Origin of the sequence: Sinomonas atrocyanea, from assembly GCF_030812675.1 — a bacterium.
Taxonomy (GTDB): domain Bacteria; phylum Actinomycetota; class Actinomycetes; order Actinomycetales; family Micrococcaceae; genus Sinomonas; species Sinomonas atrocyanea_B.
In genome coordinates, this window is record NZ_JAUSTE010000009.1 from 1 (window position 1) to 23,203 (window position 23,203).

Below are 23,203 nucleotides of genomic sequence, written 5' to 3' on the forward strand. Positions count from 1 at the left end.
ACATTTGACAACCATAAAAAATGGCATCAACAAACTTGGCACACTATTGAGTTCTCAAACAACACGCCCCCGCAGGTACTCCGACCAGCCAACCGACCGGCCACATCCCCGCGGCAACAAGATTCAATCCTACCCGATCCGATTTCCTTTTCCAAATCCCGTTTTCGGGACGGGATCGAGAAATTCGAACCAGAATTCCGCCTTCGGGGAGCACGCGGACGTGCACCATTTCGGTGGAATTCCTAAGGGGTTTGGCCGCCCTGTTCGGTCTGCGATCAGTTCGCAGCCGCTCCGGCGACTCAGAAAACATTACCGGCTCGGCGCGGTTCGGCCAAATCGGGAGGCTGTGCCCTTGGCCACTCGGGACTTGCCGCCGGGTGCGGGGCGGCCCGCGGACCGGCTTGCGGAGCACAGTCCCTGCACCATACCCCGGTGGGGTACTTGACCTATACCCCCGATGGGTATAGGTTCGGGGCCATGGACGAGACCACCCACGCTCCCGGACACCAGCATGCCGGGCCTCCCTATGGCTACACCGCGGACAAGGACGCCTACCTGAGGCGCCTGAGGCGCATCGAGGGCCAGGTCCGCGGGATCGCCCGCATGGTGGAGGAGGACAAGTACTGCATCGACATCCTCACCCAGGTCGCGGCCGTCACCAAGGCTCTCCACGCGGTCAGCCTCGGCCTCGTCGAGGAGCACATCGGGCACTGCGTCGTCGGCGCCGCGAACGTGGCGGACCCCGACCAACGGGCCGGGGAGATCGATTCCAAGGTCAAGGAGGCCGCCGAGGCCATCGGGCGGCTGCTGCGGTAGCGGCTGCGGGGCCGTGCCCCACTGCCCGGCCTACGCTGGGCACCACCACACCGAGAGCACGAACCAGAGGAGAGCACCATGAGCCACTTCACCACCACCGTGCACGTCGACGGCATGACCTGCGGCCACTGCGTCAGCTCGGTCACCGAGGAGATCGAGTCGATCGACGGCGTCGAGGACGTCTCGATCGACCTCAACGCCGGCGGCGTCTCGGAAGTGACGATCCAGTCGGACCGCAGGCTCAAGCACGAGTCGATCAGCGAAGCGGTCGCCGAGGCGGGCTACGTCGTCGTCGACAACGACGCGTAGGTCCATGGAACTGCACCGCACCGCGCAGGTGCCCCGCATTGTCGAGCTCGACATCGGGGGCATGACGTGCGCCTCCTGCGTGAACAGGGTCGAACGGAAGCTGGGGAAGATCGAGGGCGTCCACGCCTCGGTGAACCTCCCCCTCGAGTCCGCCCGCGTCGAGGTTCCCGCCGGCGTCAGCGACGAGCAGCTGATCACCACCGTGGCCGCCGCAGGCTATACCGCGAAGGTCAAGGCCCGGCCCCGCCCCGGCGCCGTCCCCCCGGAGGGTGGGGCCCCGCCGTCGTCCGCGGGGGCCGACGAGGCGCAGGCGCCCACGCTGCTGCCGCGGCTCGTGGTCGGGGCGGTGCTCACCGTCCCGGTGGTCCTGATCTCGATGGTCCCGGCTGCCCACTTCCCCCACTGGGGCTGGTGGGCCGCGGCCCTCGCCCTGCCGGTCGTCACCTGGGCGGCGTGGCCGTTCCACCGCGCGGCCGCGGTCAACGCCCGCCACGGCGGCTCCACCATGGACACTCTGGTCTCCCTCGGGGTGACCGCCGCGTACGTCTACTCGCTCGTCCAGCTGCTGGCCGACCCGGGCCTGACCGCGGACCCCGCGATGGAGATGTCCCGCGGTGCGCTGTACTTCGAGACGGCCGCCGTCGTGACGACCTTCCTGCTCCTCGGCCGCTGGCTCGAGGCGCGGGCCAGGTCCCGGGCGGGCAACGCCCTGCGCGCGCTGCTGGACCGTGGAGCCAAGCGCGCCACCCTCCTGCGCGACGGCGCCGAGACGGAGGTCCCGGCGGAACAGCTCGTGCCCGGGGACCTGTTCGTGGTCCGACCCGGCGAGAAGATCGCCACCGACGGGGTGGTCCGCGAGGGCGCCTCCGCCGTCGATGCCTCCCTGCTGACCGGTGAGTCCGTCCCGGTCGAGGTCAGCGAGGGCAGCCGTGTCACCGGCGCCACCGTCAACACCTCGGGCCGTCTCGTGGTCGAGGCCACCCGCGTGGGCTCGGACACGACGCTCGCAGCGATGGCGAGGCTGGTGTCCGAGGCGCAGACGAGCAAGGCCCCGATCGCCCGGCTCGCCGACCGGATCAGCGCCGTGTTCGTGCCGGTGGTCCTCGCGGTCACGGCCGTCACCTTCTTCCTGTGGCTCGTGCTCGGCGGCGTGCTGCCCGCCGCATTCACCGCCGCCGTCGCGGTGCTCGTGATCGCCTGCCCGTGCGCGCTCGGGCTCGCGACCCCGATCGGGCTGCTCGCCGGCAGCGGACGCGGCTCACAGCTCGGCATCCTGATCCGCGGCGCCCACGTCCTCGAGGACACCCGCGCCGTCGACACGATCGTGCTCGACAAGACCGGGACTGTGACCACCGGGCGGCTGGCCGTCGACACGGTCGACGCCCTCGGGACCCTCGACCGCGCCGCGCTGCTCCGGCTCGCCGGGGCCGTCGAGTCGGCGAGCGAGCACCCCCTCGCCCTCGCCATCACCGCAGCGGCGCGCCAGGCGCACGACGGCGGCCCGCTGCCCGCCGTCGTCGGCTTCCGTTCCGCGCCGGGAGGCGGCGTGGAGGGCACCGTGGAAGGGCGCCGCGTGCTCGTGGGCCGCACCGACTGGGTGGGGGGGCAGCTCGGCTCCGCGCCCGACGAGCAGGCGACCGCCAGGTTCGCGGAGCGCGAGGAGGCGGGAGCGACCGCGGTGTGGGTCGCCGTCGACGGCGCCCTCGCCGGCATCGTGGCGCTGCGCGACTCGGTGAAGCCGGGCTCGGCCGCCGGGATCGGCAGGCTCCGGGCGCTGGGCCTGCGGCCGGTACTCGTCACCGGGGACAATGCGGCCGTCGCCGCCCGGGTCGCCGGGGAGGTGGGCATCGCCGCGAAGGACGTGCAGGCGGGGGTCCGCCCCGAGGGCAAGGTCGAGGCGGTCAGGCGGCTCCAGTCCGGCGGGGCCCGCGTGGCCATGGCCGGCGACGGCGTCAACGACGCGCCCGCGCTCGCCCAGGCCGATCTCGGGATCGCGATGGGCTCGGGCACGGACGTGGCCCGGGAGGCCGCGGACCTGACCGTGATGGGCGACGACCTGAACCAGGCGGCCGCGGCGATCGCCCTGTCCCGCAGGACGCTCGCGATCATCAAGCAGAACCTGTTCTGGGCGTTCTTCTACAACACCGTCGGCATCCCGGTCGCGGCGCTCGGACTACTCAACCCGATGATCGCCGGCGCGGCCATGGCGGCGAGCTCGGTGCTGGTCGTGGCCAACTCGCTGCGGCTCACGCGCTTCACCCCCTAGCTTCTCCCCCGTTTCGGGTACGCATCTCGACGCAGATACACCGTTCCGGGTACGCGTCCACGTACCCGGAACGATGAAAGGGCGACGAGATGCGTACCCGAAACCGGAAGGGGGTGGGTCAGGCGGGGCGGTTGACGGCCGGCAGCGAGCCGGTCGCGAGGTCCGCCGCCGGCAGGGCCTCCGGCGCGGAGTCGGGGACCACGGCGGCGGCCGGGGCGCGGAGCTCGTCCATGCGCACCATGATCACGCCTGCCACGATGAGCGCGCCGCCCACGAACTGCACCGGGCCCGGGACGTCGCCGATCATGATCCACGAGGCGACGACCGAGAAGAGCACCTCGGTGAGCGAGACGAAGCTCGCGACCTTCGAGCCGAGCCGCTGGGTGCCGATGATCCCGAAGGTGTAGGCGAGCACCGCGGCGACGAGCGTGATCCCCACCAACGGGACCAGCCAGCTGACCTCGCCGCCCAGGAGTTGGACGGTGCCGAACGTCGCCTCGAGCGGCAGCAGCCCGACGAGGGCCAGCACGCCGATCGTGAGGGCGCCGGAGACCATCCCGCCGGCCACGGTCACGAGGGGCGGCAGGACGCCGTCGGACTTCGCGGAGAGGACGAAGTAGACAGCGAGGCAGACCGCCGCCGCGACGCCCCACAGCACCCCGACCGGATCGACGTGCTGGGCGCTCATGAGGTCCAGGACCAGCACGAGCCCGAGCATCGCCGTCACGGTCCCGAGGATGGTCAGGGTTCCCGGGCGGTGCCGCGTGCGCAGCCAGGCCCAGCCCACGAGGATGATCGGGGCGAGGTACTCGAGCATCAGCGCCACCGGCGGGCTCATGCGCGCGACGGCATTGAAGTAGAAGAACTGGCACAGCGCGATGGCGATCGCGCCGTAGGCCGCCATGAGGGCCACGCCGCCCCGCAGCCGCGGCCACTGCCCACGCATCATCCACACCGCGGGGACCGCCATCACGAGGGCGGCGAGCCCGACCCGGCCGCCGACCACCGCGCCGGGCGTCCACCCGGCCTCGAGCAGCGACTTCCCGAGCGGCCCCGACACGCCGAATGTGGCGGCGGACAGCAGGGCGAAGACGAGGCCGGATGCAGAACGGTTCGCGGACAGCACGGGGCACCTCCCAGAGATCGTGTCATGAGTGAAGCAAGGGTATGGTGATGACAGTAGATCCCGATCCTGTCAGGAGTCAACGTGATCTTCGCCCATGACACCGAGGTGGCGCTGCGCAGCGTCGTCAACCTCGTCAACACGCTCGACCCCCTCGACGCCGTCACCGGCGAGCATCTGGCCACCGGCGAGGACCTCGACCGCTTCCTGGTCGAGGAGCAGTTCACCGGCTCCCGCACGCATGACGCCGCGGAGTTGGCCGGCGTGCGCGCGCTCCGGACGCGGCTGCGCACCCTCTGGGACGCCGCGGAGGACGAGGCCGTGGACCTGGTCAACGCCCTGCTCAGGGAGGCCCGGGCCCTGCCCCAGCTCGTCAAGCACGACCACTGGGACTGGCACCTGCACGCCACGACCCCGCAGGCGCCGCTCGCGGACCGGATGGGCACCGAGGCAGCGATGGCGCTCGTCGACGTGATCCGCTCGAAGGAGCTCGACCGGCTGCGCGTGTGCGCGGCCGAGGACTGCGAGGCCGTGCTCATCGACCTGACGAAGAACCGCTCGAAGCGCTACTGCGACACCGGGAACTGCGCCAACCGGTCGCACGTGCGCGCCTACCGGGAGCGCAAGGCGGCGGGCTGAGGGGTCAGGCCTCCCGGCCGGACCCGCCGGGCGCCTCGCCGCCGCCGTCGGCCTCGCGGCCAGGCTCAGCGGCGCCTTCGGCGGTGTCCGCGGGAGCGCCCTTGGCGGGACGCTTGGCGCGCTTGAGCCGGTCCTCGGAGCGCAGGTTGACGCCGTCGCCGCGGCCGAGGTGCTCCGCGTTCTCCTTGTAGCTCATGGAGAGCATCGCGGCCACGACGAGGCACACGATGAACGCGATGCCGGCGGCGCTGAACGCGAGGTCGAAGCGGAGGCCGTGGCCCGTCCCGCCGGAGCCGAAGATGAGCACGGTCACGAAGGCCACGGCGCCGAAGAATGCCGAGAACATGAGCGGGCCCTTGATCCCGACGCGGGGGCCGCGCGGTGTATCAGACATGGGCCCTCCTCAAGCGGCCGGGAACGTGGGAGCTTCTACGGACAGTAGAAAGAACGTATCGATTCTAGGCCACGTCGGGCTGGGCGGCGGAATCGTGCCTCAGGCTCAGGCCGCCGATCAGGAGCAGGACGCCCGTGATGATGGCCGCGCCGCCGGCGACTCCGAGCAGCGCGTGGACGCCCAGGCCGGCAACGAAGGGCAGCAGCACGCCGGCCCCGAGGTGCACGGCGCCGGCGATGAGCTCGTCCCGCGCGAGCGGGCTTCGGGCCCGGCCGATGACCGCGGCGACGACGTCCGCGACCCCGGTGAGTGCGAAGGCCACGGCGCCGCCGACGGCGATGACGGCAGCCTCCGGTGCCGCGCCGAGACCGAGGCCGAGCGCCGCAGCCAGCCCGAAGCAGGCCGAGGAGACCAGGCGGACGGCGGCGGTGGGGCGGACCGCGGAGTCCCCGGCGCGCCCCTCCTCGCGCAGCAGCCAGGCGCGGGCCGCGGCGAGCCCCACGAAGTAGGCGGCAAGGCCCCAGGCGGCACCGGCGGCCGTCGGAGTCCCCCAGAAGACGGTGACCGCCCCGAAGACGAGCGCGACGATCGCCCGGAGGATCACCGGGCCGGCCAGGGGACGCTGTTCGGAGGGAGCGGGGGCGCCCGAAGGCACGCCTGCGGGTTGGGTCGACGGGTTCTCGGGCACGGGCCAAGTCTAGCCAGCCGGCACGGGCCGCCCCGCCGCGGGCGCCGGCTAGTGCGCCCCGAGCACCATCCACGCGTCGGCGCGCGACCGCAGGCCCAAGGTGAGTGCCCGCGCGAGCATGTAGCCGCCGGCGAACGCCGCCCAGAGCCACATGAGCCCTGCCGGGCCGCCCGCCCCGGAGAGGCCCGCCCAGACGAGCAGGGGCGCGTAGACCACGAGGTTGAGCACGCCCGCCAGCGCGAGGTAGCGGGCATCCCCGGCGCCGATCAGCACGCCGTCGAGGACGAACACGTAGCCGCACACGGGCTGGCTTGCGGCGAGCACGAGCAGGGCCGGCAGCAGGGCCTCGTGGACCTGCCGGTCCGGGGTGAAGATCCATCCGATCCACGGCGCGCAGGCCGCGAGCAGGGCCCCGGTGATGGCGCCGTAGACGAGGGACCACCGCACCATGGTCCGGGTGAGGGCACGCGCCCGGGACGCATTCGCGGCGCCGAGCTCCTTGCCGATGAGGGCCTGGGCGGCAATGGCCAGGGCATCGAGGGCGAAGGCGAGGACATTGAAGAGCGTCATGGCCAGCTGGTGGGCGGCGAGGTTCGCGGGCCCCTGCTGGGCCGCGACGACAACGGCCGCGAAGATCGCCGCCCGCAGCGTGAGGGTGCGCAGCATGAGCCACGAGCCCACGTGCGCGGCGCCCAGGAGGCCCCGCCGGCTCGGTGCGAGGCCCACGCCCTCGTGCCGCATGCGCCGCAGCACGATGCCCAGGTAGGCGGCGGCCATCCCCAGCTGGGCGATGCTCGTGCCGATGGCCGAGCCCGCGATTCCCCAGCCGAGGCCGTAGACGAACAGCAGGTTCAGCAGGATGTTCCCCGTGAAACCGACGGTGGCCACGACGAGCGGGGTCCTCGTGTCCTGGAGCCCCCGCAGGGCGCCGGTCCCCGCGAAGACGAGCAGCATGCCCACGAGGCCGGGCATCGACCAGACGAGGTAGTCGACCGCATAGCCGCGCACCTCCGCCGGACCCCCGAGGAGTCCGACCACGGCCGGTGCCGTGAGCCAGCCGAGCGCCGCGAGGGCGAGGCCAAGCAGCAGGGCCAGCCAGGCGCCGTCGCGCGCGGCGGACATGGCGTGGCCCATCTTCCCCGCGCCGAGGAAGCGGGCCACGGAGGGCCCGGTGCCGTAGGCGAGGAAGACCATCAGCCCCACAGCGGTCTGCAGCACCGTGGTCGCGATCCCGAGCCCGGCCAGCTCCGCGACACCGAGGTGCCCGACGATCGCGGAGTCGGCGAGGAGGAAGAGCGGCTCCGCGATGAGGGCGAAGAAGGCGGGCACGGCGAGGCGCAGGATCTCGCGCGCCGTAGACCGTGGCGCCGCACCCTCAGGGCGCATGTGGACCCGTTGCTCCTGCTCCATGCGTCCCACTGTAGGCGGCGGCGCCGACAGCCGTGGGCCGCCGGCGCGGGGCGAGAGGGCCCCGGAATCTGGCGGGCCCCGTACCGCGGTCCCATACTGATCGCATGTCAGGTGACTCAGCCTTCACGGGGTCCATCCCGGAGCTCTACGACACCGTCCTCGTGCCCATGGTCTTCCAGGACTTCGCGGACGATCTCGCCGCCGAAGTCGCGGCCGCCGACCCCGCGAGCGTGCTGGAAACTGCCGCCGGCACGGGGGTGGTCACGAGGACGCTCCACCGGGTCCTCCCCGGCGCCACGATCACCGCCACGGACCTCAACCCCGCCATGCTGGTCAGGGCCGACCACGTCCTCCCCGCCTCGGACTCCGTCCGGTGGCAGCAGGCCGACGCGCAGGAGCTCCCGTTCGAGGATGGGGCCTTCGACGCGGTGGTGAGCCAGTTCGGGATCATGTTCTTCCCGGACCGGGTGCGGGCCTATGCGGAGGCGCGCCGGGTGCTGCGGCCGGGGGCCCGGATCACCGCGGCCGTCTGGGGCCCGCTCGAGGGCAACGAGGTGACCCTCCTCGTCGAGCAGGCCCTCGCCGAGCTCTTCCCCGGCAGGACGCCGACGTTCTACCGCCGGGTGCCCTTCGGGTACACCGACCACGATCTCATCCGGTCCGAGCTCGAGGAGGCCGGCTTCTCGGACGTCGACGTCCGCACCGTCGGGCACGTCAGCGCCCCGACCTCCGCGGACGCGATCGCCCTCGCCCACTGCCAGGGCACGCCGCTCGCCAACGAGCTGCGCGAGGGCTACGGGGATCCGGTCCAGATCACGGCGGACGTGGCGCGGGTGCTCGGTGACCGGCTCGGCGGACGGCCGTTCTCGGGACCCACCACGGCGATCTTCTTCTCGGGCGTCGCCTGACGCACGACGGCGCGGTGACGGCTCCCGCTCGAGCCGTCACCGCGCCGTCGTGCGCGCCTGAGGCGAGGCGTTCCTCAGGCCCCGTGCCCGTGGGCCTCGGCGTCGACCTCCATGGCCTCGGCGTCCTTGGCCAGCACCAGCGGGCCAGCGGCCGCGGGGCCGCGGCGGCGGTACCGGACGACGCCGATCGCCACCACGACGGCGGCGAGTGCCACCGACAGGATGAGCTCGTCGCGGGTGTCGTCGAGGAAGAGCATGCCCACGAGGAGCGCGACGATCGCCACGATCGAGGCCCAGGTCAGGTAGGGGAAGAGCCACATGCGGATCTCGAGCTTCGTGCCTGCGGCGTCGGCCCGGCGGCGCAGGATCAGCTGGGAGGCGGCGATGACGAGCCACACGAACAGTGCGATCGCGCCCGAGGTGTTGACCAGGAACAGGAAGACCGTGTCGGGCCACAGGTAGTTCAGGCCCACGGTGACGAAGCCGACCACCGTCGAGACGAGCACCGCGCGGACCGGGACGCCCCGGGCGGAGATGCGGGACCACGACGACGGCGCGTCGCCGCGGGTCGAGAGCGAGAAGATCATCCGGCTGGCCGTGTAGAGGCCCGAGTTGAGGCACGAGAGGACCGAGGTGAGCACGACGATGTCCATGATGGTGCCCGCGCCGGGGACGCCGAACCGCTCGATCACGGCCACGTACGGGCTCTTGGCCACCGACGCGTCGTCCCAGGGCAGGAGGGTCACGACGATCGCCATCGAGCCGATGTAGAACACGAGGATGCGCCAGACCGTCGAGTTGACGGCCTTGCGGACCGCGGTCGCCGGATCGGCGGACTCGCCCGCCGCGATCGTGGCGATCTCGGCGCCGAAGAAGGAGAACACGACGACGAGGATGCCCGCCAGGACCGCGCTGGCGCCGTTGGGCATGAGGCCCCCGTGACCGAGGAGATTGGTGGTGCCGGGCGCGGGGAGGCCGGGGATGAGGCCGAAGATCGCGGCGATGCCGGCGATGAGGAACAGGATGATCGCGGTGACCTTGACCGAGGCGAACCAGAACTCGAACTCGCCGTAGGACTTGACGCTCCACACATTGGTGAGCGTGAGCGCGACCATGAGCACGAGCGCCCAGACCCACTGGTCGACGCCGGGGAGCCAGCGGTGCATGATGGCCGCCCCGGCAGTGGCCTCGATGCCGAGGACGATGATCCAGAACCAGGCGTAGAGCCAGCCGATGCTGAAGCCGGCCCAGCGGCCGAGCGCCTTGTCCGCGTACGCCGAGAAGGAGCCGGTCTCGGGGTTCGCCGCGGCCATCTCGCCGAGCATGCGCATCACGAGGATGACGACGATGCCGGCGGCCGCGTAGGCGAGGATGATCCCGGGGCCGGCCTGCTTGATCGCAGCGCCGGAGCCGACGAAGAGCCCGGCGCCGATGACACCGGCAATGGCGATCATCGACAGGTGTCGGGGCTTGAGGGTCTTGTGGAGTTCCGGTTGGGAAGCCATCAGGCTCACTTCCATCGTTAGGGTCAATGCCGGAATCAATGGTGGACCCATACCCAAGCGGTCTGCGCGGGCGATCGCACAGTCTTTGCCCCCGGCTGCAGGGCATACGCCCAAAAGAGTTCACCTCTGGTCACCGGATGTTCTCTTGGGAGTGCCCCGAAACATCGTCGCAACGTAGACGGCACCACCACCACGGGTGATTCGGGACACGCCAGCGGCCGGAGAAGCTGCGGACACACCCTGTCCTCTGGCCCGGGTAGCCTCCCGGGTATGGCTATCGCACGGTTCCCCAACGTTGTCATCGACTGTCCCGAGCCCGGCGCCCTTGCAGAGTTCTACGCCGGGCTCCTGGACTGGAAGGTCGAGGAGTCATCCGCCGACTGGGCCGAGATACGCGCCGACTACGGCCAGTGCATTGCCTTCCAGGGCGTCCGGGACTACACCGCCCCGGAGTGGCCGGGCCAGGAGGTGCCGCAGCAGATGCACCTGGACGTCGTGGTCGACGACCTCGACGCCGCCGAGCAGGCCGTCCTCGGGCTCGGCGCGACCAAGCACTCGCACCAGCCGGGGACGTCGTTCCGCGTCTTCCTCGACCCGGCCGGACACCCCTTCTGCCTCTGCCTCAGCTGAGCGTCCCGAGGGCACGGCCGCTTCGCAGGGTCGGCTCCCAACCGGCCCCGGCTCCCCACGAGGCCGGGCCCGCCGTGCCGTGCGCCTAGAAGCCGCCGCCCTCGCCCCCGGCGTCGGCCGCCATGTTGGCGAAGCGCGAGTAGTGGCCCTGGAAGGCGACCACGATGTCCTTGGTCGGGCCGTTGCGGTGCTTGGCGACGAGGATGTCCGCCTCGCCGGCCCGCGGCGACTCCTTGTTGTACACGTCCTCGCGGTGGAGCAGGATCACCATGTCCGCGTCCTGCTCGATCGAGCCCGACTCGCGCAGGTCTGAGACCATGGGGCGCTTGTCCGTGCGCTGCTCGGAGCCACGGTTGAGCTGGGACAGGGCGATGACGGGCACGCCGAGCTCCTTGGCCAGGAGCTTGAGGGCACGGGAGAACTCAGAGACCTCCTGCTGGCGGCTCTCGACCTTCTTGCCGCTGGACATGAGCTGGAGGTAGTCGAGGACCACGAGCTTGAGGTCGTGCTGCTGCTTGAGGCGGCGGCACTTGGCCCGGATTTCCATGAGGGACATGTTGGGCGAGTCGTCGATGAACAGGGGCGACTCGTTGAGGGGGCCGAGCACCGAGGCGATCTTGGCCCACTGGTCGTCGCGGAGCGTGCCCCGGCGGAGGTCCTGGAGCTGGATCGAGGCCTCGGCGCTCATGAGGCGCATGGCGATCTCGTTGCGGCCCATTTCGAGCGAGAAGAAGACGGTGGCCATCTTGTGCTTGATCGCGGCGGAGCGGGCGAAGTCGAGCGCGAAGGTCGACTTTCCCACGGCGGGACGCGCCGCGATCACGATCATCTGGCCCGGGTGGAGCCCGTGGGTGAGCTCGTCGAGCTCGTAGAACCCGGTCGGGACGCCGGTCATGCCGCCGCCGCGGTGGCCGGCCGCCTCGATCTCGTCCATGGCGCCCTCCATGACCTGGGAGAGCGGGACGTAGTCCTCGGCCGTTCGGCGCTCGGCCACGGCGTAGACCTCGGCCTGGGCCTGGTTGACGAGGTCCTCGACCTCGCCGTCCTGGCCGTAGCCGAGCTGGACGATCTTCGTGCCGGCCCCGACAAGGCGGCGCAGCACTGCGCGCTCGGCGACGATCTCCGCGTAGTAGCCGGCGTTCGCAGCCGTAGGCACGGACTGGATGAGCTCGTGGAGGTACGCGGGGCCACCGACCCGGTTGATCTCGCCTCGCTTGGTCAGCTCATCCGAGACGGTCACGGCGTCCGCGGGCTCACCGCGGCCGTAGAGGTCGATGATGGCCTCGTAGATGGCCTCGTGCGCAGGGCGGTAGAAGTCGATGCCCCGCACCACCTCCACGACGTCCGCGATCGCGTCCTTCGAGAGCATCATGCCGCCCAGGACGGACTGCTCCGCCACGATGTCCTGCGGCGGAGTGCGCGCGGCGTCAGCGTCGCGGAAGGACGGTGCTGAATCGACGTGGGACGTGGACATGGGCAACACCTCGGGCCGCTGGCAATCGTTCCGGAGCCGGCCGTCGAGACCACGCCTCCGGAGGAACGTGCACACCGTATCGGGGCCCACCGACAGTCGTGAAGCTGGGTTTTCACCACCCCTGTGGACAACCTGTGGGAAAAGGACCCACAGGTGTTCACGGACCTGTGGATATCTGTGGACAACTTCTCATCGCTGCCAAAAAGTGCTTCCTGACGTGGGAAGACTCTGTTGACAGGTTGTGGAACAAAGAAGTTTGTCCACAGGGGCAATCCACAGCAGCACTCGGCGGGCGCGGTCGGCCGCATGCCCGCGCACACATGCATCAGGGTCTTATGTGGCCTGGGCCACATGCATGGGCCCAGCGGAGCGGGTTTATCCGCCTGGGGGCATGCTCGCGCGTCCTCGCAGCCGGATGACCGCAGGCACTACGCTGGAAGTGCACACTCCGCCACCCGAGAAGCCCGCATGCAAAACCTCCTGCCTCCGCTCCTGATCCTCCTCGTCGTCGCCGCCATCGTCGTCTTCGTGCTCCGTGCCGGCGCACGACGCAGCAGGGAATCCCTCGAGGGTGCCCTCTCCGGAGGTCCGGCCGCCGCGGCGGCGGCCTCCGCGCGACTGAACGAGGCGCAGCATCGGGCCGTCTACTCGCTCATCGCCCGCGGCCTCACGGTCCAGGCGATCGCTGCCTACCGCGAAGCCACGGGCTCCGGGCTCGTGGAGGCGCGCAACGCCGTCATCCTGCTCGACCGCTACCCCCAGGCCTTCCGCACTGCCGCGCCCTCGCCAGAGGTCCATTCGGCCCCTCAGGAGATGGCCGCACCCCGGGACCAGGCGGCGCCCGAGCAGGCGGCCGCGGAGGGGCCGGCCGCGCCGGAGCAGCCACCCGCCGTCGCGCGTCGCACCGCGGCCGAGGCGTCAGGGGAACCCACGAGGAGCGCCCACGGCGCGCCGTCGGACGGGGGGACGCGCGCCCCAGATCCCGGCGAGAGCCGCCCGGAGCGATTCCCCTACCGGTACCGCGCCATCGTCAGCAACGGGCGGCAGACCCTCGAGGTTGCCTCCAACATGCTCAATGACGAGATCTACAACGAGATCAAGTCCCTGGCACGGATCGGGGACGCCGAGGACGCCGCGCAGATGCTGCACCGCCACTCGGACATCACCATCGAGGACGCGCGCGCCTTCGTCGCGCTGCTGTGAGCTAGTCCGCGGCCTCCTGCGCGCCCTCGAGCGCGCGCAGCGCGTTCCCCCAGCACAGCGCGTCGAGGTCCTCCTGCGGCCATCCTCGCTCGGCCAGGGCCGAGAGCACGGGGCCGTAGCCGGCCACGCCGTCCATGCCCCGGGGCAGGTCGGTGGTGCCGTCGAAGTCGCCGCCGAGGCCCAGATGGCGCGGGCCCACCACGTCGCGGGCATGCTCGAGGTGGCGCACGACGTCGTCGACCGTCGCCTCGGGGGCCGGATGGGACTCGAGCCAGGCCGAGTACTCTGCGGCGGCCTGGGGGTCCTCCTCGGGGGCGACGTCGTGGAAGTCCACCGGCAGGCCGAGGGAGAGCCGCGTCTCCCGCACGGCGAGGGCGTGCTCCCGGCAGGGTTCGGAGACGAACTTGGGCACGAAGGTGACCATGAGGACGCCCCCGTTGGCCGGGAGGCGTTCGAGGACGTGGTCGGGCACGTTGCGGGGGTGGTCGCAGACGGCGCGGGCCGAGGAGTGGGAGAAGATCACGGGGGCGGCGGTCGCGTCCAGCGCGTCCTCCATGGTCCTCGGTGAGACATGCGAGAGGTCCACGAGCATGCCGAGCCGGTTCATCTCGGCGACGACCTCGCGCCCGAACGCGGTCAGGCCGGTGTCGTGGCCGGCGCCCATCGCCTCGCCCGTGGCCGAGCAGGCCCAGGGGACGTCGTCGTTGTGCGTGAGGGTCATGTAGCCCACTCCCAGCTGCGCGAGCATCCGCAGCACGGCAAGTGAGCCCGCGATGCTGTGGCCTCCCTCCGCCCCCATGAGGGAGGCGATGCGGCCGCGTCCGGCGGCCTCCCGCACCTGGTCGGCGGTGCGCACCAGCTCGAACACGTCCGGGTGCGCCGCGGCGATGCGGTGCACGCAGTCGATCTGCTCGAGGGTGGCGACGACCGATTCCGCCGGGCTCAGGGTCGAGGGGACGAAGACGGACCAGAACTGTGCGCCCACGCCGCCCTCGCGCAGCCGCGGGATGTCGGTGTGGAGCCGGGGCTGGCGGCCCCCGAGGGCGGCCGCGGCGACGTCGTAGCCGAAGTCCTGGCGGAGCGCCCAGGGGAGGTCGTTGTGGCCGTCGAAGACCGGCGCGTGGCCGGGGGCTGGCTGCTGCATCCCGCCATCGTACGTCTGGGCATCACCTCCTGGAGGGCGCATCGGGTGGCCCCCAGAAGGGGACCCGCAGGAGGTGACGCCCAGAAGGTGACGCTCAGGAGGTTCGGGGGGCGGTGAGGTCCGCGAGGAGCTCCTCGAATGACCTGTCCTCGGGCCGCGTGGCCACCGCCGGGAGCGACCCGGCGCCCTCGGCGGACTTGGCGGGCCGGGATGCGGCCACCTCGCGCACGAGCTCGGTGGCGGCCCGCTCGATGCGGGCTGTCAGGCCCGCGCCCTGGGCACCATCCGCGCCGCCCTGGCCCCAGTCAGTCGGGGCAGCGAACACGCCCGTGGGCACCGTCCGGGTGCGCAGGTAGCTGAAGAGCGGGCGCATCGCGAGGTCGAGCACCAGGCTGTGGCGCGCCGTGCCCCCGGTGGCCCCCAGGAGCACCGGCTTGCCCTCGAGGGAGCGCGGCTCGAGGACATCGATGAAGGACTTGAACAGGCCGCTGTAGCTGGCCGAGAAGACGGGGGTGACGGCGATGATGGCGTCGGCGCCCTCCACCGCGGCGATCGCCTCGGCGAGATCCGGCGCAGCGTAGCCGGTCACGAAGTTGTTGGCGATGTCCACGGCGAGGTCGCGCAGCTCGAAGGTGGTGACCACGGGCTCCATCCCGGCCGCGCGGCCCAGCCTCTCCGCCGCCGCGGACAGCTGGTCTGCGAGCAGACGGCTCGAGGAGGGGACGCCGAGGCCCGCGGAGATGACGACGATGGAGGTGGTGGCTGCCATGATCCTGCCTTGCTCTCGAAGTACATGCGTTTGCATCTACCTCTGGTAACTGGCTGGGTCGGTCCCCTATTCCCGGGACCGCTTTCCCGTGCACCCCGCGCATGCGGAAGGCCCCCACCGCGCGAGCGGTGGGGGCCTCCTCAACCCGTCATGCCTGACGGCATGGGCCGATGCTGCGACTACTTCGCGGCGACGACCTCGAGGTTGACCACGGCGGAGACCTCGTCGTGCAGTCGCACGGAGACCTCGTACTTGCCGGTCGACTTGATGTGGCCGGGGATGACCACCTTGCGCTTGTCGATGGCGCCGAGGCCAGCAGCCTCGACAGCACCGGCCACGGCGTCCGGGCGGACGGTCCCGAACAGGCGACCTTCCTTGCCGGCCTTCACCTCGAGGCGCACCGGGGTGCCCGCGAGAGCGGCGGCCTGGGCCTGGGCGGCCTCGAGCGACTTGTGGGCACGGGCCTCGCGGGCAGCGCGGATCTGCTCGACCTGCTTCTCCCCACCCTTCGACCACGTGACCGCGAAGCCGCGCGGCAGCAGGTAGTTGCGCGCGTAGCCGTCCTTGACCTCGACGACGTCACCGGCGGAGCCGAGACCCGTCACCTCGTTCGTCAGAATGAGCTTTGCCATGAGATTGCTTCCCTTCTCAGCCGCGGCCAGCGCCGGAGTAGGGGAGCAGGGCGACCTCGCGGGCGTTCTTGATCGCCTGGGCGATCTTGCGCTGCTCCTGCACAGACACGCCGGTCACCCGGCGGGCGCGGATCTTGCCGCGGTCCGAGATGAACTTGCGCAGCAGGGCGACGTCCTTGTAGTCGATGACGGTGATGTCAGCGGCCTTCAAGGGGTTGGACTTTGGTTTCGGCTTACGGATTTCAGCCTTGGCCATCGTGGAGCTCCTTAGTCTCTGGAGCCCGTGGCATCAGCCACGGGATGGTTGTGATGTGTGATGTGGAAGGTGAGGGGATCAGAACGGGGGCTCGGAGTCGTTGCCCGTGCCCCAGCCGCCAGAGCTGCTGACGCCCGGGGTTGCCCACGGGTCGTCCTGCTGCTGGCCACCGCCGCCGCCACCCCAGCTGCCGCCGGAGCCGCCACCCTGGTTCTGCGAACCCTGGTTGCCGCCCCAGTTGCCCCCGGAGGAGCCGCCGCCGAAGTTCCCGCCCTGGCCGCCGCCGAAGTTGCCGCCCTGGCCGCCGGAGCGCTGGGTGCGGTTGACCTTCGCGGAGGCGTAGCGCAGGCTCGGGCCGATTTCGTCGACCTCGAGTTCGATGACGGTGCGCTTCTCGCCTTCCTTGGTTTCGTACGAACGGCTCTTCAGGCGGCCGGAGACGATCACGCGCATGCCCTTGGTGAGGGACTCGGCGACGTTCTCGGCAGCCTCGCGCCAGATCGACGCGCGGAGGAACAGGGTCTCCCCGTCCTTCCACTCGTTGGCCTGGCGGTCGAACGTGCGCGGGGTCGAGGCCACGGTGAAATTGGCCACGGCAGAGCCCGACGGCGTGAACCGCAGCTCGGGATCATTCGTCAGATTGCCGATCACCGTAATGGTGGTCTCGCCTGCCATGCTTCCTCCTGGTTCGTCCGACGCGTGCTGAAGATCGATGTACTTGAGGGAATCACGCCAAGACTACTTGGCGGAAACCTTCTGGTCCTCGGGGCGGATGATCTTCGTGCGAAGGATCGTCTCGTTGAGGGAGAGCTGGCGGTCCAGCTCCTGGGCCGTGGCCGGCTCAGCGGTGAAGTTGACGACCGCGTAGATCGCCTCGTTCTTCTTCTTGATGTCGTACGCCAGACGGCGACGACCCCAGATGTCCACCTTGTCGATGGAGCCACCGCTGGTGGTGACCACAGAGAGGAACTTATCCAGCGACTGCTGGACCGTGCGCTCGTCGACCTCGGGGTCGATGAGGACCATCAGTTCGTAAGGACGCATGTGTGAACCCACCTCCTTCGGGCTAAGCGGTTGCGGTCTTTCCGCAACAGGAGGTTCATGTGCGCGCCCGTGCCCCGTCCCCCGCAGAGGGCGGGAGGTGGCGCACAGACTGCACAAGTCTACCCGATGCCGGTCCGTCCCCCGAGCCGCCCGGCACCCATCCCGGGATCCACGCTAGCGCCGCCCGCCCGGCGTCGTCCGCACGGCCGCCGCCATGTGGACGACACGCCGGAAGCGGGCTTGTGGAGGGACCGGCGCTACTCATCCCAGCCGCCGGGGGCACTGAGGCCGGCCCCTCGGGTACGCGGTCCGGCCGCGGCGCGAGCGACCGACCACTCGATGTGCCGCGCACGAGGACCCGATTCCGAGGAAGCCTCTGTACCGCGGTCCCCGCGCGCGAAGACCGTGGATTCAGAGGCCGGCGTCAGGACCGGCCCGGGCCGGAGGTAGTCCGATGGCAGCGAGCGCAGCAGTCAAGCTCATCCGACTCGCGGGGGCGGGCGGCCTCCTCATCGGGGTAGGGCTGTTGGGGGTGCCCGCTTCTCCCCCTCGCGGGTCTGCTCCGGCAACCGTCCAACGCGTCGACTCCTCGGCCGAGCAGCCTGCCGTGGACCTCCGTGCCACTGATCTGCCGAGTGAGGGGCGTGCGGTCACCCAGCAGGCCGGGGAGCGCGGCTCCAGCGCCGCGGGCGAGCAGGAGCGCATGACGTCGTCCAGTCCGCAGCCACCGTCCCGGCCGGCACCGGACGAGCAGCCTTCCGCGCCAGTGCAGCAGCAGAAGCCCGCCCAGTCGGCGTCCGTGCAACCCCCTGCCCCGCCCGCCCGGCCAGCGTCCAAGAAGCCTGCGGCCGCACCCGTCCAGAAGACACCGACGGCCCCGCCCGCGCCCACCACTCCGAGCGCCTTCATCCCCGTGGTCGGGGCCGGCGGGCAGGCCGCGGTCGATGCCTGCGCCGGCCCCGTCCGCTTCACCCCGGTCACGGTGTCGGTCAGCATCGCGGAGCACGATCTCTGCGGTGGGTGGAGCAGGATGTCCTGGATCCAGCCGGGCACGGCGGTGACCGTCCAGGGCTACGGGACCTTCACCGCCTTCGCGCGCATGGTCGTCCCGCGCGGATCGAAGGAGGCCGTCCTGGGCGGATTCGCCGGCGGATCCCCGCCGATTGTCCTGCAAACGTGCATCCCCGGGACCCTCGAGATGCTGCTCATCGCGCTCCACTGAGGCGCCGACACACCCGCTCGCGGACATCCACCCCGTTCCCAGACTCGGCTGGAAGGATCGGGCGCATGAAGCCAGATGCCGAGCTCACCCATCGTGCGCGAATTGCCCGCCGCCGCGTCTGGATCATGTTCGGCGCCGGAGCGGCCGTGGCCGTCCTGACCGGCATCTTCAGCTCGTGGTGGCACGCTCCGGCCGCCGGCTGGGGCGCGGCCGCCCTCGTCTACGACGTCTGGGTGTGGGTGCGGATCGCCCCCATGAGCCCCGAGGAGACGCGCGTCCACGCGCGCCAGGAGGACCCCCGCCGCAGCGCGCGCGACTTCCTGATCCTCAGCGCCAATGTCGCGGCGATCGTCGCGGTGGTGATCGTCATCGTCTCCGGCAACAATGCGAACGGCCCGGCGAAGGCCGCGCTGGCCTTCCTCGCCCTGACCGTCGTGGCGGCCTCGTGGCTGATGCTGCACACCATCTTCACGCTCCGGTACACCGAGCTGTACTACGCGACCCCCGAGGGCGGGATCGACTTCAACCAGGACGAGCCCCCGCAGTACACGGACATCGCCTACATGGCCTTCAGCCTCGGGATGACGTACCAGGTGTCCGACACGGCCATCAGGACCCGCGCCATCCGCACGGAGGCACTCAAGCACAGCCTCCTCGCCTACGTGTTCGCGACCCTCATCCTCGCGGCGACCATCAACCTCGTGATCGGCCTCGCAGGCTAGTCCCCGCTGGCCTCCGCGGCCGGTCTCAGCCGGCGTGGACGAAGAACCGCTCCGCCGCACGGGCCAGCCGCCACGGGTCCTGCACCCCGGCCAGCTCGCGGGCCGAGTGCATGGACAGCAGCGGGATGCCCACGTCCACCGTGCGGATGCCCAGACGGGTTGCCGTGAGCGGCCCGATCGTCGACCCGCACGGCACATCATTGTTGGAGACGAACTCCTGGTACGGCACCTCGGCCTCGCCGCACACCCTGGCCCAGAGCGCCGCGCCGGCGGCATCGGTGGCGTACCGCTGGTTCGCGTTGATCTTCAGCAGCGGCCCTCCATTCAGGAGGGGGTGGTTGGCCGGGTCGTGGCGCTCGGCATAGTTGGGGTGGACGGCGTGGCCGGCGTCGGCGGAGAGGTGCCACGAGGCGGCGAACGCACGACGCCGCTCGGTCGCCGTCGCGCCGAGGGCGTCGCCGATGCGGGCCAGGACGTCCTCGAGGAACGGGCCGGATGCGCCCGAGCGGGAGGATGACCCGACCTCCTCGTGGTCGAACGCGGCGAGGACGGCGATCGGGCCCCCCTCCCCCGGCTCGGCCGCCGAGGCCTCGGCGGCCTGCACGAGCGCCGCGAGGCCCGCGTGCACCGAGGAGAGGTTGTCCAGCCGCCCCGAGGCGAAGAACTCGCCGTGGGCGCCGAAGACCGCCGGCTCCTGCGTGTCCGCGACCACGACGTCGAAGCCGCCCACCTGGTAGGGATCGACTCCGGCGGCCTCGGCGAGCACGCCGAGCAGGTCCTCGGCGGACGGGTCGCCGAGGCCCCAGACGGGGTTCATGTGCTGCTGCTTGCCGAGGGCGAGGCCCTCGTTGACGGCCCGGTCGAGGTGGATCGCGAGCTGGGGGAAGCGCAGGAGCGGGGCGGTCGCCGCGAGGTGCTGCTCGCCGTCGAGCGTCACGAGGCGGCCGGCGAGCCGCAGTTCCCGGTCGAGCCAGGAGTTCAGGAGCGGGCCTCCGTACACCTCGACGCCGGCCTGCAGCCAGCCGAGCCGTCCCGTGGTGGGCCGGGGCTTGAGCTTGAAGGAGGGCGAGTCGGTGTGCGCGCCGAGGATGCGGAACCCGGTGGTGGGGCCGGCGCCCTCGGGCACGGTCCACGCGATGAGCGCACCGTCCCGGATGACGGCGTACTTCCCCGGCCCGGCCGGCCACTCGTCGGCCTCGGCGAGGACCGTGAAGCCCTCCGCGGCGAGCCGCCGCGCGCCCTCGGCGGCGGCATGGAAGCTCGACGGCGAGGCCATGACGAAGCGGCCGAGGTCCAGGGCGTGCGCAAGGGCGGCAGTAGGCATGGTGCGAGTCTAGCCAGCAGGGTTCCCGCGCCCGGCGGGCGCCGGCGGGGTCAGTCCCCCGCGGCGTAGCGGTGGACGAAGTTGGCCAGGATCTTCTGCGGCTCGCTCACCCGGGTGCCGCGGGCGCGCTCCTTGACCTGCTCCGCCTCGTGCGGCGGGAAGTAGCCCGAGTGCCGGTACGCGTCGATGCGCCGCTCGAGGCCCGGCACGTCGAGCTCGGGGTGGAACTGGGTCGCGTACAGATTGCGGCGGACGCGGAACATCTGCACCGGGCATGTGTCCGAGCCGGCGAGCAGGGCGGCGTGCGGGGGTAGCGTGCGGACGGCCTCCTTGTGCCCCACGAAGGCATGGAAGGCCGGGTCGAGCCCGGCGCAGAGGGGATCGCGGAGGCCGACGGCGCTCAGCCTCACCTTGACGGGCCCGACGGGCTCGCCGAAGTGGCGGTCGATGACGGCGCCCATCTGGCCGCCGAGGAGCCCGACCCCGTAGCAGGCGCCGAGGAACGGGAAGTCCGCCTCGACGATCCGGCGCAGCAGGACGCCGATCTCCTCCTCGACGCGGCGCTGGACCGGGCCCTTCTCCTCTCCCGGGTCCGAGGCGGTGAACGGGCTCCCGCCGAGGATCACCCCCGAGTAGTCCTCGAGCCTGATCTGCGGGAGCGGGCCGGCCTCGGCGCGGACGCGGTGCAGCTGCTCGGGCTCGAGGCCCGCGTAGGCGCAGAAGGCCCGGTACTCGTCGTCCGCCACCTCGTCGTGGTCACGGGATGCCAGCAGAAGGAAGGGCCTCATGACCATATTGTGGGCTCCCCGGCGCCCGCAGCGAAGCGGCCAACCGTGTCGCGGCGGTGAGGGCGAGGACGGTGAGGAGCGCCGCGGCGATATGCGCGACCACGAGGAGGTGGAAATCCACGGGGGCTCCCTGGAGGGCGCCGGCAGGCGCGGCCGGGGACGTCGCTCCATGGTGCGCGTGTCCCGTTGCGGGGAAGAGGGGTCCGTTGGGCCCGGCAAGCGCGGTGAACGCAAGGTGGAGCGCCTGCTGGAGTGCCCCGCTGGCGATCGCGACCATCCACGGGGCCACCGGGGCGCGGGCAGCCACGGAGGCGAGCAGGCTGACGAGCACCACGAGCGCAGCGACTACCACCGTGGGAGGCGCGGCCCCGCCCGAGACGAGGTGGGCCACAAGCCCGAGACCCACCGCCGCCGGTCCGCCCACCAGTGCCGCCGCCGCCGACCTGCGACGTCCACGCCGCGATTCCGTGTCCATGCACAGCATTCGGAGCGACAAGGCCCGGCGGATGCCTCCCCGGCGCCTGCCGCGACGCGGGGGCCAGCAGGAATCACCGGTTCGGATACATAACTGAGAGTTTGCTGGCAATCCTGCGCGCACCCTTGTTGCGGCGCCCGGACGCTGCGAGTCTCGGTCCGTCGGTGTGACGGAATGTGTAAAGCGATGTGAACGCTCTCGTCCACCCGGCGTGACACCACGTTGTCCCCAACAGAAGGGCATGACATGAGGAAGCTCCTCGCCGCAGCGGCAGCAGGTCTGCTGCTCGCGGGCGTCGCCGCGGCGGCTCCGGCGTCGGCAACACCCGGGCCGAACCCGCACTCCGACCGCTCCATCCAGGTCTGCTCCACCCCGCGCGCAGGCGAGGCCGCCTGCACGGCGCGCCAGGCCGCAGACCCGAACGGCAAGCCCGTGACGAGCAATGCGGCTCCGCCGGCCACGGCAATCACCCCCGCCCAGCTGCAGAACGCCTACAAGCTCACGGGCACCTCCTCTGGTGGGCGGACGGTCGCGATCGTGGACGCCTACGGGTACCCGAACCTCGAGCGCGACCTCGGCGTCTACCGTTCCCAGTTCGGCCTTCCCGCCTGCACGTCCGCGAACGGCTGCCTGAGCGTGCGCAACCAGACCGGCGGCACGAGCCTGCCGCGGTTCGACCTCGGCTGGTCCCAGGAGCAGGCGCTCGACGTCGACGCCGTGTCCGCCGCCTGCCCCGACTGCAAGATCGCCGTCTTCCAGGCCAAGTCGGCCAGCTTCGCGGACCTCGGCACGGCCGTGCAGACGGCGGCCAGGACCCCCGGCGTCGTCGCCATCTCCAACTCCTACGGCGGCTCCGACGCCTCCGACGCCACCTACGGGAAGTACTACAACTTCCCGGGGATCGCGGTCACCGCGAGCACCGGGGACAACGGCTACCAGGGCGGCTCCTACCCGGCCTCCTCGAGCTACGTGACCGCAGTGGGAGGCACGTCCCTGACGGCCGCCTCCACCGCGCGCGGCTGGTCGGAGTCCGCGTGGAGCGGCGCCGGCTCCGGCTGCTCGACCTACAACGCCGCGCTCCCCGCGGCCGCACCGTTCAACACCGGATGCGCCCACCGCGCCATGGCCGACGTCTCGGCCGCGGCCGACCCGAACAACGGCGGCCTGGCCGTCTACTACCCGACCTCGAGCAGCGCCTCGACGTGGGGCCAGTTCGGCGGCACGAGCGAGGCCTCGCCGATCATCTCCTCGGTGTACGCCCTCAGCGGCAACACGGGCTCGGCGGCGGCGGGCACCTACGCGAACTCGATCCCGTACGGCCACTCCTCGAGCCTGTTCGATGTGACGAGCGGCTCGAACGGCACGTGCCCCACGTCGCAGTGGTGCACCGCGGGCGCCGGCTGGGACGGCCCCACGGGCCTCGGCACGCCAAACGGCGTGGGCGGCTTCTGACCGCCCTGCT

At 71.4% G+C, this 23,203-nt stretch carries 25 protein-coding genes; 10 read left to right on the top strand and 15 right to left on the bottom strand.

Annotated features, from left to right (window positions below):
* The first annotated feature begins 477 nt into the window (after window positions 1-477).
* From J2W20_RS12920 to J2W20_RS12930, 3 genes are all read left to right on the top strand, one after another.
* The gene (locus J2W20_RS12920) at window positions 478-816 is read left to right on the top strand and encodes a metal-sensitive transcriptional regulator (protein WP_307007073.1); all 339 of its coding nucleotides are present in this window, start codon (window positions 478-480) and stop codon (window positions 814-816) included.
* A gap of 78 nt (window positions 817-894) precedes the next feature.
* Entirely contained in the window at window positions 895-1,125 is a 231-nt protein-coding gene (locus tag J2W20_RS12925) for a heavy-metal-associated domain-containing protein (protein WP_307007075.1), read from the top strand.
* 4 nt (window positions 1,126-1,129) lie between these two features.
* Window positions 1,130-3,391: a heavy metal translocating P-type ATPase gene (locus J2W20_RS12930; protein WP_307007077.1), complete on the top strand. Its 2,262-nt coding sequence runs from the start codon at window positions 1,130-1,132 to the stop codon at window positions 3,389-3,391.
* A 118-nt stretch (window positions 3,392-3,509) separates the two neighbouring features.
* Here the strand turns inward: J2W20_RS12930 and J2W20_RS12935 are convergent, their stop codons facing one another.
* On the bottom strand, window positions 3,510-4,517 hold the full coding sequence (locus tag J2W20_RS12935; protein WP_307007078.1) for an EamA family transporter: 1,008 nt from the start codon (window positions 4,515-4,517) through the stop codon (window positions 3,510-3,512).
* An 81-nt stretch (window positions 4,518-4,598) separates the two neighbouring features.
* Between J2W20_RS12935 and J2W20_RS12940 the strand changes: the two genes are divergently transcribed.
* Window positions 4,599-5,153, top strand: a complete 555-nt coding sequence (locus J2W20_RS12940; protein WP_307007079.1) for a CGNR zinc finger domain-containing protein — start codon at window positions 4,599-4,601, stop codon at window positions 5,151-5,153.
* A 4-nt stretch (window positions 5,154-5,157) separates the two neighbouring features.
* On the opposite strand, the gene J2W20_RS12945 is transcribed toward J2W20_RS12940, so the two are convergent.
* The 3 genes from J2W20_RS12945 to J2W20_RS12955 form a co-directional block, all read right to left on the bottom strand.
* Window positions 5,158-5,547 (bottom strand): hypothetical protein, encoded by a 390-nt coding sequence (locus J2W20_RS12945; protein ID WP_307007080.1) that lies wholly within the window; start codon window positions 5,545-5,547, stop codon window positions 5,158-5,160.
* A 64-nt stretch (window positions 5,548-5,611) separates the two neighbouring features.
* Window positions 5,612-6,235, bottom strand: a complete 624-nt coding sequence (locus J2W20_RS12950) for a hypothetical protein (protein WP_307007082.1) — start codon at window positions 6,233-6,235, stop codon at window positions 5,612-5,614.
* A gap of 48 nt (window positions 6,236-6,283) precedes the next feature.
* Window positions 6,284-7,645, bottom strand: coding sequence for an MATE family efflux transporter (locus J2W20_RS12955; protein WP_307007084.1), 1,362 nt, complete (start codon window positions 7,643-7,645; stop codon window positions 6,284-6,286).
* 104 nt (window positions 7,646-7,749) lie between these two features.
* Between J2W20_RS12955 and J2W20_RS12960 the strand changes: the two genes are divergently transcribed.
* Window positions 7,750-8,553 (top strand): class I SAM-dependent methyltransferase, encoded by an 804-nt coding sequence (locus J2W20_RS12960; protein WP_307007085.1) that lies wholly within the window; start codon window positions 7,750-7,752, stop codon window positions 8,551-8,553.
* A 74-nt stretch (window positions 8,554-8,627) separates the two neighbouring features.
* Here J2W20_RS12960 and J2W20_RS12965 read toward each other — a convergent pair whose 3' ends face one another.
* Window positions 8,628-10,058: an amino acid permease gene (locus J2W20_RS12965; RefSeq protein WP_307007087.1), complete on the bottom strand. Its 1,431-nt coding sequence runs from the start codon at window positions 10,056-10,058 to the stop codon at window positions 8,628-8,630.
* Window positions 10,059-10,328: 270 nt separating this feature from the next.
* On the opposite strand from J2W20_RS12965, the gene J2W20_RS12970 reads away from it, so the two are divergent.
* On the top strand, window positions 10,329-10,688 hold the full coding sequence (locus J2W20_RS12970) for a VOC family protein (protein ID WP_307007088.1): 360 nt from the start codon (window positions 10,329-10,331) through the stop codon (window positions 10,686-10,688).
* Window positions 10,689-10,773: 85 nt separating this feature from the next.
* On the opposite strand, the gene dnaB is transcribed toward J2W20_RS12970, so the two are convergent.
* A complete protein-coding gene (gene dnaB, locus J2W20_RS12975; protein ID WP_066501646.1) occupies window positions 10,774-12,162 on the bottom strand; it encodes a replicative DNA helicase in 1,389 nt (462 codons plus the stop codon).
* 468 nt (window positions 12,163-12,630) lie between these two features.
* Between dnaB and J2W20_RS12980 the strand changes: the two genes are divergently transcribed.
* Window positions 12,631-13,365 carry a hypothetical protein gene (locus J2W20_RS12980; RefSeq protein WP_307007092.1) on the top strand — a complete coding sequence of 245 codons (735 nt, stop codon included), beginning with the start codon at window positions 12,631-12,633 and terminating at the stop codon, window positions 13,363-13,365.
* Between the two features lies 1 nt (window position 13,366).
* Here the strand turns inward: J2W20_RS12980 and J2W20_RS12985 are convergent, their stop codons facing one another.
* From J2W20_RS12985 to rpsF, 6 genes are all read right to left on the bottom strand, one after another.
* Complete coding sequence (locus J2W20_RS12985) at window positions 13,367-14,509, bottom strand: dipeptidase (RefSeq protein WP_307007093.1); 1,143 nt, start codon at window positions 14,507-14,509, stop codon at window positions 13,367-13,369.
* 94 nt (window positions 14,510-14,603) lie between these two features.
* Entirely contained in the window at window positions 14,604-15,278 is a 675-nt protein-coding gene (locus tag J2W20_RS12990; RefSeq protein WP_307007095.1) for a CE1759 family FMN reductase, read from the bottom strand.
* Window positions 15,279-15,457: 179 nt separating this feature from the next.
* Window positions 15,458-15,910 (bottom strand): 50S ribosomal protein L9, encoded by a 453-nt coding sequence (rplI, locus tag J2W20_RS12995; protein WP_066501660.1) that lies wholly within the window; start codon window positions 15,908-15,910, stop codon window positions 15,458-15,460.
* 16 nt (window positions 15,911-15,926) lie between these two features.
* Window positions 15,927-16,166 carry a 30S ribosomal protein S18 gene (rpsR, locus tag J2W20_RS13000; RefSeq protein WP_026820365.1) on the bottom strand — a complete coding sequence of 80 codons (240 nt, stop codon included), beginning with the start codon at window positions 16,164-16,166 and terminating at the stop codon, window positions 15,927-15,929.
* 78 nt (window positions 16,167-16,244) lie between these two features.
* Window positions 16,245-16,841, bottom strand: a complete 597-nt coding sequence (locus J2W20_RS13005; protein WP_307007098.1) for a single-stranded DNA-binding protein — start codon at window positions 16,839-16,841, stop codon at window positions 16,245-16,247.
* A gap of 63 nt (window positions 16,842-16,904) precedes the next feature.
* A complete protein-coding gene (rpsF, locus tag J2W20_RS13010) occupies window positions 16,905-17,210 on the bottom strand; it encodes a 30S ribosomal protein S6 (protein ID WP_066501662.1) in 306 nt (101 codons plus the stop codon).
* Between the two features lie 607 nt (window positions 17,211-17,817).
* On the opposite strand from rpsF, the gene J2W20_RS13015 reads away from it, so the two are divergent.
* Both J2W20_RS13015 and J2W20_RS13020 read left to right on the top strand, forming a co-directional pair.
* Complete coding sequence (locus J2W20_RS13015; RefSeq protein ID WP_307007099.1) at window positions 17,818-18,432, top strand: hypothetical protein; 615 nt, start codon at window positions 17,818-17,820, stop codon at window positions 18,430-18,432.
* A gap of 65 nt (window positions 18,433-18,497) precedes the next feature.
* Window positions 18,498-19,154, top strand: coding sequence for a DUF1345 domain-containing protein (locus tag J2W20_RS13020; protein ID WP_307007100.1), 657 nt, complete (start codon window positions 18,498-18,500; stop codon window positions 19,152-19,154).
* Between the two features lie 25 nt (window positions 19,155-19,179).
* Here the strand turns inward: J2W20_RS13020 and J2W20_RS13025 are convergent, their stop codons facing one another.
* Genes J2W20_RS13025 through J2W20_RS13035 form a run of 3 tightly spaced genes read right to left on the bottom strand, consistent with a single transcriptional unit; the run spans window position 19,180 to window position 21,741 of the window.
* The gene (locus J2W20_RS13025) at window positions 19,180-20,478 is read right to left on the bottom strand and encodes a M18 family aminopeptidase (RefSeq protein ID WP_307007101.1); all 1,299 of its coding nucleotides are present in this window, start codon (window positions 20,476-20,478) and stop codon (window positions 19,180-19,182) included.
* A 50-nt stretch (window positions 20,479-20,528) separates the two neighbouring features.
* Entirely contained in the window at window positions 20,529-21,266 is a 738-nt protein-coding gene (locus J2W20_RS13030; RefSeq protein ID WP_307007102.1) for a glutamine amidotransferase, read from the bottom strand.
* Window positions 21,235-21,741, bottom strand: a complete 507-nt coding sequence (locus J2W20_RS13035; protein ID WP_307007103.1) for a hypothetical protein — start codon at window positions 21,739-21,741, stop codon at window positions 21,235-21,237. The genes J2W20_RS13030 and J2W20_RS13035 overlap by 32 nt, the downstream gene beginning before the upstream one ends.
* A 246-nt stretch (window positions 21,742-21,987) precedes the next feature.
* On the opposite strand from J2W20_RS13035, the gene J2W20_RS13040 reads away from it, so the two are divergent.
* Window positions 21,988-23,193 (top strand): S53 family peptidase, encoded by a 1,206-nt coding sequence (locus J2W20_RS13040; RefSeq protein WP_307007105.1) that lies wholly within the window; start codon window positions 21,988-21,990, stop codon window positions 23,191-23,193.
* The last annotated feature ends 10 nt before the right edge of the window (window positions 23,194-23,203 follow it).